Source organism: Sediminibacterium sp., from assembly GCF_051860225.1.
Taxonomy (GTDB): domain Bacteria; phylum Bacteroidota; class Bacteroidia; order Chitinophagales; family Chitinophagaceae; genus Sediminibacterium.
Genome location: NZ_JBHYEI010000003.1, coordinates 211,500 through 227,171, shown reverse-complemented (window position 1 = coordinate 227,171; position 15,672 = coordinate 211,500). Strand labels below are relative to the sequence as shown.

Here is a 15,672-nt window from a genome sequence, read left to right as displayed (position 1 = left end):
TTAAAATGTAACATTTATACCTACGGAATAAACAGCAGGAACTGGGAATACACCATTATCTGCACCACCGCCTAAGATGCTTCCAATTTGTGCTTCAGGAGAATATCCAGTAACTTGACTCCAGCTCTTAATATTTTGGCCATTTACAAAAACACGCGCTTTAGAGATTCCTAATCTTCTTAATGAAGCGTCTGAAAAAGTATACCCAATTTGCAAAGTTCTCAACCTAAAGTAATCTCCTGGCTCTAAATAATAGCTGCTAAATAAGAAATTATTACCCCTTGTATTATCTAGTATAGGTTCCACATTCGTTGTACCACCACCAGTCCATGCATTTAATCTATTTGCTTCAAAATTTAAAGTTGCAAAGTTGGCAATTCTACGTTGCGTGTAAATCTTATTACCTGCAACCCCTTGTCCTTCAATGGTAAAGTCAAATCCTTTGTAAGCCACATTAATATTTAAACCATAACTGTAAGGGGGGAATGGAGTACCTAAGAAAGTACGATCTGCAGGAGTCAATAATCCATCTCCGTTGATATCAGCGTACGCAATATCACCTGGTAATGAATTATTAAAGCGAGCCATTCTTCCTAATTCTGCGGTAGATTGATAAATACCAATCTGTCGATACCCAAAGAAGTACCCTATTGATTTACCAGTTTCTGTTAAGTTGGCTCCACCATTACCAAAAAGCTGAAAGTTTATTTTATCGCCTATTGAGTTTACAGTGTTTTGATTATAACTGAAGTTGGGAGAGATAGAATAAGTAATTTCTTTACCGATTTTATCAGTCCAGTTTAAACTCAATTCGACCCCTTGATTGGTTATTTTACCCAGATTGGTAAAATAGCTTCTTGTTTCGTTGGGTAAAGTAACTGCGGTTAAAATATCAGAAGTTGTTCTGTTATAATAAGTAAACTCTACATTCAAACGGTTGCGGAAAGTTTTTAAATCAAACCCAATATCTAATCCTCTAACAACTTCCCACCTTAGATTTGGATCTGGAATGTATGCAGCTTGAATGGCTGTGTAAACATTATTACCAAATATGGCAGTTGAAGCATTAGAGATACCTGGCCTAAAAAGATTATCAGCAAAACCATTTGCATTACCAGTTTCTCCCCAAGCAGCTCTGAATTTTAAGAAATTGATGAAATTAATTTTTCTAACAAATGATTCTTCTGATGCAATCCAACCTAAACCCACAGAGCCAAATGTACCCCAACGATTTTGTGGTGCAAACTTTGAACTACCATCTCTTCGAACGGTAGCATTGATTAAAAATTTATTTTGATAAGCATAACTTAATCTACCAAACATACCCATAATGGCACTCTCACTTCCACCGCCGCCATACAACCCTGGATTATTGGGGTTAATGGTACTCAAATACCAAAAATCTGGGTTATTAGGAACATTCACTGAAGTATCTCTTCTATTACCATTAATATTTGTACTTACACTATAAATAGAAGTGAAACCAACCAACGCAGTTAATTTATGCCCATCACCTATTCTTTTATCATAGGTTAGGGTATGATCTTGTTGGTAACGCTTAAATTCAGCCATTTCCTGACTTACACCAGTTCTAACAGTATTGTCAAAAAAAGTAGTAGTTGGCGCAGATCCCTCTCCTAAATTGATGAAAGTAAATGGTAGTGGTGTATATGATCTAGAATTATTAAATCCAAGATCAGCAAAAAAAGATGACTTAAAAGTGAAGTCCTTTAAAAATTTAACCTCGGCGTATAAAGATCCAATAAACCTAAAACCCTTATTAATATCCGTACCATTGTTTCTATTTAATGCGGCAATAGGATTTCCTACTTGTGCACGTTGAAAAGATGGCATGCTAAAGTAAGTAGTTGCATTCTGCTGAATAGGTACAATGGGGGCAGCCCACAATGCATTAGTTAAACTAACTCCTGCAGGATTTTGAATCCAATGAAATGCATTGACTTCTCCACCAACTTTAATATTACTATTGAAACGAACTTCATGATTCAAACGAATCATATACTTCTCATAACTATTGAATTTTACTACTCCGTCTTGTTTATTATATCCAATATTGAGATAAGTACTACTCTTTTCTGAATTATTAGAAACACTTAAGTTATTGGTTGTTAGTAATGCATTCTGTAAAATTTCATTTTGCCAATTGGTATTTGCAGTGTAATTGCTATAATCGAATGGAGCAGCATTAATATTAGCCAATTGAGCGTCATACAATTTTTTGAAACCAGCTGCATCGGTTACTTTTATTTTATCAACAACTTTTTGAAAGCCTACGGTACTTTGGAAATTGATTCTTGTTTGACCTCTTGCTGCTTTTTTAGAAGTGATTGCAATCACACCATTAGCTCCTCTTAAACCATAAATTGCAATGGAAGAAGGATCCCTTAAGATATCAATCGTCTCAATATCTGCCGGATTTAAGAAATCTATATTGTCCTGTAAAATACCATCCACAACATATACTGGGCTTGCACTATTTGTACTGTTCACTCCTCTTATTCTAACGACCGGACTTGCACCAGCAACCCCAGAATTTGCTACGGTTAATCCTGCAACTCTACCCTGAAGTGAGCTAATTGGATTGGTATTAGGCATTTTTGCTAATTCATCTCCTTTGATTGTTGTAACAGATCCAGTAAGGTCTCTTTTACGTTGAGTTCCATATCCAGTTACTACTACTTGTTCTAGATTATTAACAGCAGCAATTAAAGAAACATTCAAATCCCTTTTACCAGCAACTGCAATTTCTTGTGAGTCATAACCAACTGATGATATAAGTAGTTTAGCATTGTCATCTGCTACAGTAATGCTGAATGAACCATTATTGTCTGTTGTAGTACCCACTTGTGTTCCTTTCACTTGAATGGATACACCACTTAAAGGTTCTCCTGAAGCAGATGTTATTCTACCCTTAACTACAATTTCAGCTAATTCGTTGGTTGAGTTACTATTTTCTTTTAGAACAACTAAATTAGTACCGAGTACTTTATAATTAATTCCGGTATTAATTAATAGCTTACCTAAAATTTCATCTAAAGTAGCATCTACCATATTGATGGTAACTTTTGGCTTCCCTTTTACAACCTCTTCAGCAAATAAAAACCGATAATCCGTTTTTTTCTCTACTTCAAACAATGCTTTTTTAAGATCAAGAGAAGCCATCTTTATAGTAATCCGGCTTTGTGATAAACCGATTGCGGAAACTTGCATACATACAAGTAGCAGTAAAGCAGTAGTTATTTTCATGATTCGGGCAAGCTTTTGTATAAAAAGATCTTTGTGTGAAACAACAGGTGTTTCATTATTTTTCATATTTTCAAATTGAAAGGGTTATGAATTACATACAGATTGAACAGTTTGTTTTTTTCTAAACCTGGCGGAGTTCCGCGCCAACGGAACTTCGCCCAATTTTATGTTGAATTCAGTCTTAATCTCATTTGGCAGCAATTTTATTGGTAAATAATAATCGTATTTCCTTTTTGGATTGTCTTAAATGGTATAATTAGTTTTAAGGCTTCTATTGCTTGATCAACCGTTTCTTTTTCAAAATTTCCATTCATTCTGGTTAACTTAAGGCCTTGAGATTGAATCTCAATCTTCACATTATACCAGCGTTCCATCATTATTGCGAGCTCCTCAAAAGTTTGGTCTCTAAAAACGAGCTTATTTTCTACCCATTGATTTTCCGCTACGGTACTATCTGGTGTGATAAACTTCAGCTTATTAATGGAAACTGCAGGTAATAGGTCAATTGTTTTTTGCTTTTTTTGTGCTTCAATCAACTTATTTTCAACAATCAATTTTTCATTAGGAGACAAAATGATTTTATCATCTGGTCTATTTTTGATAGTGACTTCAATTCTACCTTTTATAAGACTTGTCTCAGTTTGTTTGTCTTCAGGGTAGGCTTTTACATTAAACACTGTACCCAGCACTTTGATCCTGATACTTTTGGTATTAATGATGAAGGGGACTTCTTTATTTTTTACTACATCAAAATACCCTTCTCCTGTTAAGGATACTTCACGTGTTGTTTTTCCAAAATCCTTTTGATAGGCAAGTTTGCTCCCCCCATTTAACCACACAACAGATCCGTCTGGTAATTTTACTTGAGACTTCGACCCCAATCGTGTAGAAATTTCATTCAACTCTGGCTGCTTCTTTGCAATTGATTTTATTGTTGGCGCTTTAGTAAAAAAATAGAGCACACCAATAATCATTATCATTGAGGCAGCAGCATAATAAGTCCATTTAGGAATAAATCGAAGTTTACTGATTTTTGGCGAATGTAGTGAATCAGTATTATCCTGCTCTAAATCAAATTGATTTTTTTCGGCCAATTTATTTAAATGAAGCATGAATGCATCTTCAGCCTTTTCTTTATTGTAAACGGGGGGAATTTGCCAGATATTCTCAAGCTGCTGTACTGCAAATTGCCATTCAGGATGATCCTTAATAGATTGGTTAAGCTCAATAAGTTCTTGCTCATTCGCTTCGTTTGCAATCTTTTTAGCAATTAATAACCAAAATCGTTCCTGACTCATTGTTTTAGTTAGTTCCTATACTATAACAACTGAGTGGTGCTTTTACCCCTAAAAAGATAAATTATTTTTTAAATTTTTTTTCTAGCACCGGTTTGGGTTGAAGGTCAACCGGCATACTTTGAGCCATTCTACGCATTGCGATGGCCATTTGCGCCTCTACTGTTTTTACAGAAATAGATAATAATTCTGCAACTTCTCTGTATTTTAATCCATCCTCTTTAATTAACTTGAATATCAACCTGCAGCGATTCGGAAGGCTGTTAATGGCCATTTTAATTTTCAAAACCATGTCTTCTGTAATCATTAATAAGTCGGGCCTAAAATAAATACTATTTAATTGAACCTGCCATTCATCCATTGAAAGCCCTGCTCTTCTCTTTTGCTTTTTTAATAAATTCAATGACATATTTCGAACAGTTGTATAAAAATAATACAACGGAGACTCTAGCTGACAAAGCTGTTCTTTCCGTTGTATAATTAAAATAAATAATTCAGAAACAATATCTTCTGCTTCTTCTTCAGACCTTACAATAGAAAAAGAAAATTGCTTTAATTTCCCGTGTAATTGAATAAATAAAGTGCGATATGCCGACTGATCATTGTTATAAGCAATCGCAATCAGCAAATCTTTAATTTCCTCATTTCCCCCTACTGAATTCGAAGAATGCATCTACGTCTTTTTTAAATTGCACTAGTGATGGTTTGTGAATATAGTACATATGACCTGATTCGTAAAAATAGAACTGCACATTTTTTCTTTGTTCGGGTCTTAAAAACATATGTTCAATATCGTATTGGGCAGTAAAATAAGGTGTCGCAAAATCATAGTAACCAGCTCCCATATATACTTTTAAATCTGGGTTCTTACTCATGGCGTCTCTTAAACTTTCAGCAACATTTAAAAATTGGTTTTGAACATTATTATAATTCCAAGGATAAACCTCTCCAAAAATATTGTACCCGATTTCTTCTTTAAAGTTTAATTCTCTTTGAAAATAATCATTTATTGTTGCCGTAAAAGGCCCATCAATATTGGCAAAGGATGGATCAAAGCTGTTGACTTCACCAGCATCATCTAAATCTCTTCCGGTAAACCTAGCATCTAAACGGCCGATGCTTAATCCATCTTTTCGTCTAAGCTCTTTATAAAATCGGCTCTCTTCTACTCTTAAGTTTGCTTGCAAACAATACTCTTTAGACAAACCAGTATAATAACTCATTTTCTCGGCAATGGCATTCTTTTCAGATTCGGTTAACCACCCACCTTTAATCAGTGCAGACGCATAAGGTCCAATTGCAAAAGCTTCCGCTTCTTTCAAAGCATTTTGCAAATTAGCTTGTAAAGCTGGCGCTAATTTTTTATGATACCATGCTGCGGCTGTATAAGAAGGAATATATAAAGCCCTTGGCAAATCATTCCCCACATAATAATCATTGGTGCCAAAATTGAGCACAGCTGATATCATGAAAATTCCGTTTAGATAAATTCTGTGCTTGTCTTGTAAATATTTGGATAACCCAGCAGCCCTTGTTGTACCATAACTTTCACCAGCTAAGTATTTTGGAGAACCCCATCTTTCATACCTAGATAAAAAATGTCTGATGAATGATGCCATAGAAGTAACGTCTTCGTTAAATCCATGAAACTGTTTAGGATTCTCTCCTGGAGCAGGTCTGCTAAAACCTGTTGAAACCGGATCAATAAAAACCAAATCGGTTTTGTCTAACCAACTGTATTCATTGCTAATAAAAGAATACGGAGGACCTTCAGAAAACCCTTCATCGTTAAACTGAACTCTTTTAGGGCCTAATCCTCCCATATGCAACCAAACAGATGATGAACCAGGACCACCATTAAATGTGAATGTAATGGGTCGCTTTATGGCATCATCTCCGTCTTTTTTGTAATAAGTAAAGAACATTTTTGCTATTAACTTACCTGTATCATTTTTCAAATGCAAGTAACCGGTGTAAGCAGTATAGTCTACTTTTTTTCCCGCAATTGTAACACTGTTCTTTGTTGTTACTACTGAAACACCTGCAGGTGTAGGCTCAATAACAGGCGAAGTTTTTTGTGCTTGTAAAAAAGAAATTGGCACTAATAAAATAAAAAAGAAAAGATACTTTTTCATAATGCTTTCATTTGGGCTTTAAATTAAGTTAATTATTGTTTTGCATCAAGCACTTCAATATCAAATACTAATACACTATTTGCTGGGATATCTTTGCTCCTACTTCTAATCCCATAAGCTAGACCAGAGGGGATGATTACTTTAATGGTTCCGCCAACATTAATTTTTGGAACTGCTAACTGCCATCCTTTAATTAACCTATTCAATGGGAAAGTAGCAGGCTTCTCCTTTGTTTGATCAAAAATACTACCATCGGAAAGCAATGATCCCTTATAGTAAACAGTTACGGTATCAGTAACTTTAATTGGCTTTCCAGCACCTTGTTTAAGTATATGATAGTAAACCGAAGACTCATTTCCAGTAGTATCAAGGGTCCCTTTACTTACCGCTGCTTTTATAGATTCTTCATCTAGTTTAGCCTGAACCAAAGAATCTGAATTTCTATTTAAATCTATATTGGGTCTTTGACCTGTAGGTTGCCTGAATAAGCTTTGGCCAAATTGAATATTAGCTGGCTTAAATCCACCATGACTCAAATAAAATTGCTTTCCATCTACCCCTGCACTATAATCAATCCGATGTCCTGCTTTTCCCGTGGCATCATAAGAAAATTTACTGGTCAACAATTCTTCCCAACGACCATTTGATTTTTGAATCCACTGATTTCCAAAAAAAGCTTTGCGTTCTAGTTGACCATTTAAGCCCCAAAAATTCTCACTAAACGAATACAGATTTTGTAAATAATTCCCATCCTTGGGGGCACGAAAACTTGCTATTAATTTCCATTTTCCAGTTTCAGGAATAAAAAAGTAGCCTGAATAAATGGTATTCGATTTAACGCTGTCGGTTAATGCAAAAACCATGAACTGATATTTTTCTCCAGTTTTCCAAGGATACACAAAATGACTATGCCCCCCTGTTCCCTCATTCCCAAAATCATTCGCCACTACATTGTACCCTTTTGCCAATAATTTTACTTTATTAGAATCAGGTACTTTATTTCGGTCAATTGCTTCATTGCCTGCATCCCAAACAGAAAAAATGACTCTTCGTTCTGTTGGACTATTCACCTGTATGCCAAAATAACCCCTCTTAAATCCACAAGCCATATAATAACTGTACAAATGATCTGCACCAACTGGCACTGTCAATTCATTGTAAAAAGCCATCGCTTTAATTGAATCTTCTAATGGATATTTTAAATGAACAGAAGCCGCATTTCTTCTTTCTACTGGATTAAAATGGATTCCTTCTGTTGCAGATCCTTTTAATTCTAATGATTGAATATTTGCTATGGATTTTCCATTTTTTCTTATGTTAGAAATAGTAACGGAATAAAAGCCTGAATCAGTAATTGTTACTTTACCTACTACTATTTTCTTTAGAGTAGTTCCACTAATCATTTTAGATTGAAAGCTTTTACCCGCAACGGTAATTTCTACTGTGGATCCAGTATTTACTTTGTTAGTGATTAAACTCAATTGAAGATCTCCTGGCTTTTTTACATAAAAAAACCAGCTTATTTTCTGTTGAGGATCAATCCAATTTTGTAACCCATTTTTAGCAGAAAACAAATGGGCATCTTCTTTTTCTGCAGGAACAGCATAACCTGTATAAGCAGGAATCAAGACTGTTTGAGCAGTAAGAATCTTTCCTAAAAAAACAATAAAAAATAACAGCAGAAAACGAGTCATAAGCATGAATTATCCTTAAACTTAGGTAAATCAATGCAGACTTTTACAAAAGCAACCCTTCTAAAAAAAGATAAGCAAAACTAAAATAGATGATTAGCCCAGTTACGTCTACTAAAGTAGCAACAAATGGTGCCGAAGAAACTGCTGGGTCGGCCCCTAGCTTCTTTAATAAAATGGGCAGCATAGAGCCAGTTAATGTTCCCCAAAGTACTACTCCAATCAGCGAAAATCCAACTGTAGCTCCAATCATAGCCCAATGAGGACCATAAACATCAGGAATAATTGAATGCCAAATAGCTACCCTCAAGAATCCTAGCAATCCTAAAACTGATCCTAATAAAATACCACTAATAATTTCACGCTTTAACACCCTCCACCAATCAGAAATATAAATTTCTCCAACTGCCATTGCTTGAATTATTAAAGTGGAAGCTTGAGAGCCACTATTACCGCCGCTAGAAATAATCAAAGGAACAAATAATGCCAATATCAATGCTTTGGCAATTTCATCTTCAAAGTGTCCCATTGCAGTGGCTGTAAGTAATTCCCCAATAAATAAAATGATTAACCACCCTACTCTTTTTCTAAAGAGTTTCATTAATGGGATATCTAAATAAGGTTCATTTAATGCCTCGGTTCCACCCATTTTTTGCATGTCTTCACTAAACTCTTCATTAGCTACCCAAAGCATATCATCAATGGTTACAATCCCTAATAAAATATTATTTTCATCTACAACAGGTAATGCTACTCGATTATTCATTTTAAATACCTGACTTGCATTCTCTTGGTCATCATTTACTTTTAATGACACAACTCTTCCATCAATTACGTCCTCTATTTTTTTTTCGGGAGAAGCTAAAATGATATCTCTAATTCTTACATCATCAATGAGTTGGCCATTCGAGTCTATCACATAAATTACATCAATCGTTTCACTATTTCTAGCGTATTTTCGAATGGTTTCAAACACTTCAGTCATGGTATTATGCAAGAAAACATATACATAATCTGGTGTCATTAATCGGCCAACACTATCTTCTGGATATCCTAATAAAGAAAGGGTAATTTTTCTTTCTTCTGGATCTAATAACTTAATTAAATCTCTTATCGCTGCTTTGGGTAGTTCCTCTAAAAAATCAGTTCTATCATCCGCAGGTAACTCATTTAATAACTCTGCAGTTTTTGCTGAAGGCAATTCTTTTACAATGTCTTTTTGCTGCGCAATATCTAATATTTTAAATACACTAGCAGCCCTATGTATGGCCATATTAGCCACAATCCTTGCTTCGTATTCGGGATATTCATTAATTAAATCTGCAACATCACTAATATTTTGGTCATTTAAGAATTCCCTAATTTCAAGGGTATCTTCTTTTTGAATGAGCAATTCAAACTGTTCAAATAAATTAGGTTGTTCCAGTTCCAAAGACATAATTAAAATTAATTATTTTCTTGTTGCATCATTAAATAGGCTTTAATAAACCCATCAATTTCCCCATCCATAACAGGCGCAATATTACCCACTTCATAATCTGTTCTATGATCTTTAATCATTTTATATGGATGAAAAACATATGATCGGATTTGACTACCCCATTCTATCTTTTTCTTGCCAGCATTGGTTGCGTCAATTGCTTCTTGCCTTTTCCTCAATTCTTCTTCATATAATCGGCTCTTCAACATTTTCATGGCCAACTCCCTATTCTCTCCTTGTGTTCTTGCTTGCTGGCATTCAACAATAATTCCACTTGGCAGGTGTTTTAGACGAACTGCAGTTTCTACTTTATTAACGTTTTGACCACCGCTACCACCACTTCTGTAAAAAGCCCATTCCAAGTCACCAGGGTTTACATTTATTTCGATACTCTCGTCAATTAAAGGATACACGAATACAGATGCAAAAGAAGTATGCCTCCTGGCATTACTATCAAATGGAGATATCCGTACCAAACGATGCACCCCACTCTCTGCTTTTAAAAAACCGTAAGCAAAGTCTCCATCAAATTGTAAAGTGGCACTTTTAATCCCAGCGCCATCCCCTTCTTGAAAATCAAGTTCAGTTACTTTCCAACCTTGTTTCTCACCATACATTCGATACATTCTGAGTAACATTTCTGCCCAATCTTGGCTTTCAGTACCACCTGCACCAGGATTAATTTGCAAAACAGCTGGTAATTCGTCTTCCGGTTTATTTAGTGTGCTTTTGAATTCAGCTTCTTCAATTTGAGAGAGCGCAGACTGGAACGCTTCTTTTGTTTCCTCTTCGGAAGCATCTCCAGCTTTCCAAAAATCGAATAAAAGTGCAAAATCTTCTACTGCATTATCTAATTGTTTATATAATTTAAGCCAATATTCATTGACTTTAATTTCTTTCATGATTGCAGTAGCGCGTACATTATCATCCCAAAATCCAGGTGATAAAGAAAGTTGTCTATCTGTCTCTACTTTATATAGTCGGTTATCAACGTCAAAGAAACCTCCTCAGAACCAATACGCGGTCCCTCATAAATTTAACTTGCTCTTGTGTCATAAGACAAAAGTACAAAAGTTGTAGCAGGATTAATATTAGAGTTTAATAAACTGTTTATGTGCAATCATTCTACCGGAGCCAGTCACTATTTCAATTGCGTAAACTCCTTTAGGAAGTTGGATTAATTCTAAATCGTATACCATATTCCCTATAATATTACTAGTATTGATTTGCTTATTCATTATTACTAAGCCTCCATTAGAAATTACTTTTATGAATGTTTTATCATGGGGCAAAGGCCTAAAAACAATCTTTGTAGAATGCTGAACTGGATTAGGGAACAAATACATTTCTTGTTCAGCCGCAAGCGCTGCTTTAATCTCTATAGTATCTGAAGAAGCAGCACATCTATTCGAATCTGTAACAACCATATGATACTTGCCAATAGTAGAATAAAATACAAATAGTCGATTGACAGTGTCTGGTATAGAGGGAAGTATACTACCGTTTCGGTACCATATAAATTTATTTTTGGTGCGATTGGAATCTGCAAAGGATTTTATAATAGTGGTATCCCCAGGCATGATGTTTTTATTGCCCATAATAGACAGCCTTGCTACTGGCAAAGGCCTTATTGTAACCGTAATTTTTTGTCTAATACTTTCGCATCCAAAAGAAGGATTTAAACTTGAAACCCAGTAAGTTGTATTTCCAATATAAGCAGTTGATGGAAGAGGCGGAGTTACAGCCCCAACACCACCATTGGCAACTGTATACCAACGAAGCCTATCACCAGTTGCTACCAAGGGCTTAGGTGTTTCATTAAAACAATATTGAACATCAACACCAGAAGGTTTCAAAGGAATAAAACCAGTATCTAATATAAAATTGTCTGATTTAGCATAACACCCACTAAATATATTCACTTGTGCACTATATACACCTTTTATGGTTGGATTAAATGAAAAAGTACTATCTGCTAAGGTGAATCTTTGAATTCTAAAATTATTTAAATCTGAAACGTATAAATTTCCGTTGAGATCAACAACAGCATTTACTGGAGCGTCTAATAAATTTGCACTAGTGCCTTTTATCACGCTTCCCGCTATGACAGATCCAGTATCTACACCAATTTCCCAACTTTTCACTCGATTAAACACCCCTGATTCCGTAATAATTAGTTGATTATTGATATCCAAAAAAACACTTGTTGGATTAACCAATTGATTAGAATTGTTGCCTTTGCCATTACCTCCCGCTATAGTGGAACCACTTGATTCGCCTAATTTCCATCTTTGAATTCGGTCATTTTGTGCGTCTGCTATGTATATATTTTCTTTCTGATCTACGAATACACTAACTGGGTAGCTTAGTTGATTAGCCCCTGCACCAGGAAAATTTCCACCTGCCACGGTTTTACCACTCAAACTTCCTTTATCCCAAACTTGAATTCTTGCATTATTAGCATCAGCAATGTATAAAGAAGCAAATGGATCAACAAAAATTCCAGCAGGAAAAGACAATTGGTTCGCTTTATCTCCTCTACCATTTCCACCAGCAACTACTTTTCCAGTAGTGTCACCTTGCTTCCATAAAACTATTCTGTCATTATCACTATCTGCTATGTATATTAACCCATCAGGTGTAACAAAAAAACTTTGAGGATTATTTAGTTGATTTAATTTACTACCTGCTCCATTTCCACCTGCAACAGTAATACCCACTTTAGCACCAGGCAACCATTTTTGTATTCGATTATTTTTTCTATCGCTAATATACAGATGACCGTTATGATCAACATACACATAGTTAGGCTGACCAAACTGAGCAGTATCAGCACTAATTAGCTTCCCAATTACTGTTTCACCAATACTATTAAATCCAGCCTTTTTGAAAAGTAAGTTATTGTTATTTAATGTCCATAAAGCATTTCTAACTTTAGGACTTGTAGACAATTTCATTGGTTCTGTAGATACACAAGTTGGACTAATAATTTCAACAATTGGCTTTTTATGAACAGTAAGCAGTACTTCTGCTGTTGCACTGCACCCACTTACAGAAGATGCTGAAACTGTATATTTAGTTGTTGTTAAAGGCCTAACAATAACGGTATCTCCATTAAAAGAATTCAAGAGTGGATTAGGTGACCATTTATAATTATTTGCGCCAGTTACCACCAATCTGGTTTGTGTTCCCTCGCAAATAGTTGATGAATCAGTTTTGATTTTCAACTGTGGAGCTACTACTACAAAAGCATTTCCAGAATTAGATACACATCCTGAAAAGGATGTTGCTTTAGCAGTATAAGTTCCAGGAATTTTTGTTTGATAAACAGAGTCTATACTAGCGGAAATATTGTATTTTAGAATACGAATATTTCTAGTGTCGGCAACAATCATATTCCCCAAATAATCAAACCCAACAGAATTAGGAAGCTGAAGTTGTTCTAAAGTAAAACCAGAAATCCCATTTATAGAGCCAGCAACTGTTACGCCAACACTATCTAAAAATCTCCATCGTTGAATTCGATTATTCCCACGATCAGTAATATAAATATTACTGTTACCATCAACAAAAATACCAGTTGGAAAATTTAATTGATTCATCAAAATTCCAGCCCCATTATTCCCTGCAACTATTAACCTAGTCGCTTTTGTTTGATCGTACATTAAAATCCGGTGATTCTCTGCATCTGCAACAAAAAGATTATTACGTTGGTCTATATAAACCGCCTGTGGATTGTTCAAACGAATGTTATCATTTCCGGGCAACCCATTACCAGCAACTGTAGTTACCTCATTTCCTGAATTACTCCACTTTTGAATTCGATGATTCCCTGCATCCGCAACGTAAATGCTCCCAAATTGATCAACAAAAACACTTGCAGGCAAATTCAATTGATACTTGCCATTTCCCATACCATAACCGCCTGCAACAGTAATTCCAACAGAATCGCCTTTAGCAAAGTATTGTATTCGATGATTATTCTGGTCTACTATATACATATTACCACCAGCATCCACAAATAAACTTGTTGGGTAATTTAACTGATTCATTGCAAAGCCTTGTCCTTTTCCACCAGCAACAGTTCTTCCAAAAGTATCGCCCTGCTTCCAAAATTGAATTCGATGATTAATGGCGTCGGCCACATATACATTTCCTTGTTGATCAACAAAAGCACTAGTTGGCAACCCAAACTGATTGGGTTCCACCCCAATTCCATTAGCGCCTGCTAATACAGATCCTACTTTATTCCAAGTTGGGAATAGACTTCCAGTTATGATGTCAGGACTTCGGTAAAAATTTAAACTTGCGGCTCTTTGTCCAACAATAGTAGTGGTGATTTTAGATGCATCAGGAGAAAGACAAACCGAAGGTGTAATGATAGGAATAGATTTAAGCCCTACATTAACCGTTAATATACGATTTGAAAAACAACCGCTATCAGAAGTGACACTTATCTTATAGGAGATACTTGAATCGGGTTTCACCAAAAAAAGACTATCATTAATTTTACTTACCCATTTATTGGGTACCCAATTATAATTTTTGCTACCTGTTAGTTTAATTTCCGTTGTTTCACCAACACATAGCGCAGTATTACCACTAATGTTGATCGCTTTTGTTTGATTAATATTAATTAAATTGGATTGCTGAACACAACCAGAAAAAGAACTCGCCCTAACAGTATAAATGCCTCCTTGTAAAGGTTTAAAAGTTGCATCTAATGTATCTACTGCATATTGTTGAACCCTAGCATTTTGTTGATCTAATACGTATAAGTTACCAGAAATATCAAAAGCGATTCCAGTTGGGTAATTCAATTTACCCGCATTTCCGATGATTGTTTTTACAGAAGCATCTCGAATAGATAATTGTTGTACTCTATTATTTCCAGCTTCTAAAACATAAATATCTCCAACAGCATCTACGATAATATCAACCGGTTGAAATAAATTTTCAACACCAATTCCTTTTCCCAATTGGCCCATAATTGTTTTCCCAACAAGTTGGTTCGGAGCAAATTTTTGAATACGATGATTGGCAGAATCTGCTACATAAATATTGTAATTTTTATCAACGGCCACTCCTTGTGGACTATTCAATCTAAGCGAATCTGCACCTGCGCCTAAGCCGCCTGCCACTGTGATACCAGTAACTCCTCCTTGTGCCCACTTTTGAATTCTATGATTGCCCGCATCAGCAATATAAATAAAACCTTGTGCGTCAACGTACACATCTCTTGGATCACTCAACTGATTAGCAGCAGCACCTTTGCCATTTCCACCTGCTACCAAAAAACCATTAGTTGAACCGGGAGCAAAGCGTAATACGCGATTATTATATTGATCTGTTACAAATAAATTACCCAAATCATCTATAAATAAGCCAGAAGGCTTATTTAACTGACTAGGTAAATTTCCATTCCCATTCCCACCTGCAACAACTACCCCATCTGGAGTATTTTTATTGTATGCTACAATGCGGTTATTGATTGTATCAGATACATAAAGATTACCATTATTATCTATTGCAATACCATGTGTGCCTGCAATTTTGGGTTTACCTGCCACATTCCCACTAACAAAAGAACTACCAGTAGGATTAAGCACTACTTTAGATTGTTGAATCACCACATTATTATGAATCCATTCAATTTGATAAGGATTTCTACTGAAAGTAGCAGAAATGCTACTATCACCTGCACATTTTGGGCCTTTAATGCTTACAAATACACATTGAGCAGAAAGCTGATGCATGGCTATTGTTAATAACAACAACAGCATACTTTTCATTTTATTTCTACA

General features: G+C 35.4%; 8 protein-coding genes. All 8 read right to left on the bottom strand.

Features of this window, described 5'->3' with window-relative positions; genetic code table 11:
- Entirely contained in the window at window positions 1-3,333 is a 3,333-nt protein-coding gene (locus ACTIEI_RS11555) for a TonB-dependent receptor (protein ID WP_439506446.1), read from the bottom strand.
- A 137-nt stretch (window positions 3,334-3,470) separates the two neighbouring features.
- Window positions 3,471-4,565, bottom strand: coding sequence for a FecR family protein (locus ACTIEI_RS11550; protein WP_439506445.1), 1,095 nt, complete (start codon window positions 4,563-4,565; stop codon window positions 3,471-3,473).
- Between the two features lie 61 nt (window positions 4,566-4,626).
- Window positions 4,627-5,235 (bottom strand): sigma-70 family RNA polymerase sigma factor, encoded by a 609-nt coding sequence (locus ACTIEI_RS11545; protein WP_439506444.1) that lies wholly within the window; start codon window positions 5,233-5,235, stop codon window positions 4,627-4,629.
- Window positions 5,204-6,697: a S10 family peptidase gene (locus ACTIEI_RS11540; protein ID WP_439506443.1), complete on the bottom strand. Its 1,494-nt coding sequence runs from the start codon at window positions 6,695-6,697 to the stop codon at window positions 5,204-5,206. Before ACTIEI_RS11540 ends, ACTIEI_RS11545 begins: the two co-directional genes overlap by 32 nt.
- Window positions 6,698-6,729: 32 nt before the next feature.
- Window positions 6,730-8,391: a DUF3472 domain-containing protein gene (locus tag ACTIEI_RS11535; protein WP_439506442.1), complete on the bottom strand. Its 1,662-nt coding sequence runs from the start codon at window positions 8,389-8,391 to the stop codon at window positions 6,730-6,732.
- Window positions 8,392-8,434: 43 nt separating this feature from the next.
- Entirely contained in the window at window positions 8,435-9,826 is a 1,392-nt protein-coding gene (mgtE, locus tag ACTIEI_RS11530) for a magnesium transporter (protein WP_439506441.1), read from the bottom strand.
- 8 nt (window positions 9,827-9,834) lie between these two features.
- Window positions 9,835-10,924 (bottom strand): peptide chain release factor 2 gene (gene prfB, locus ACTIEI_RS11525; protein WP_439506440.1). Its coding sequence is split into 2 segments (ribosomal slippage): window positions 9,835-10,863 and window positions 10,865-10,924, totalling 1,089 coding nucleotides; the frame shifts between segments, so codons are not numbered across the junction.
- Between the two features lie 35 nt (window positions 10,925-10,959).
- A complete protein-coding gene (locus ACTIEI_RS11520) occupies window positions 10,960-15,651 on the bottom strand; it encodes a hypothetical protein (RefSeq protein ID WP_439506439.1) in 4,692 nt (1,563 codons plus the stop codon).
- Between the last annotated feature and the right edge of the window lie 21 nt (window positions 15,652-15,672).

What these genes read in the sequence shown, in the direction of transcription:
- mgtE (WP_439506441.1), bottom strand. Translation starts at nt 9,826, where the DNA reads ATGTCTTTGGAACTGGAACAACCTAATTTATTTGAACAGTTTGAATTG.
- ACTIEI_RS11550 (WP_439506445.1), bottom strand. Translation starts at nt 4,565, where the DNA reads ATGAGTCAGGAACGATTTTGGTTATTAATTGCTAAAAAGATTGCAAAC.
- ACTIEI_RS11535 (WP_439506442.1), bottom strand. Translation starts at nt 8,391, where the DNA reads ATGACTCGTTTTCTGCTGTTATTTTTTATTGTTTTTTTAGGAAAGATT.
- ACTIEI_RS11540 (WP_439506443.1), bottom strand. Translation starts at nt 6,697, where the DNA reads ATGAAAAAGTATCTTTTCTTTTTTATTTTATTAGTGCCAATTTCTTTT.
- ACTIEI_RS11545 (WP_439506444.1), bottom strand. Translation starts at nt 5,235, where the DNA reads ATGCATTCTTCGAATTCAGTAGGGGGAAATGAGGAAATTAAAGATTTG.
- ACTIEI_RS11520 (WP_439506439.1), bottom strand. Translation starts at nt 15,651, where the DNA reads ATGCTGTTGTTGTTATTAACAATAGCCATGCATCAGCTTTCTGCTCAA.
- ACTIEI_RS11555 (WP_439506446.1), bottom strand. Translation starts at nt 3,333, where the DNA reads ATGAAAAATAATGAAACACCTGTTGTTTCACACAAAGATCTTTTTATA.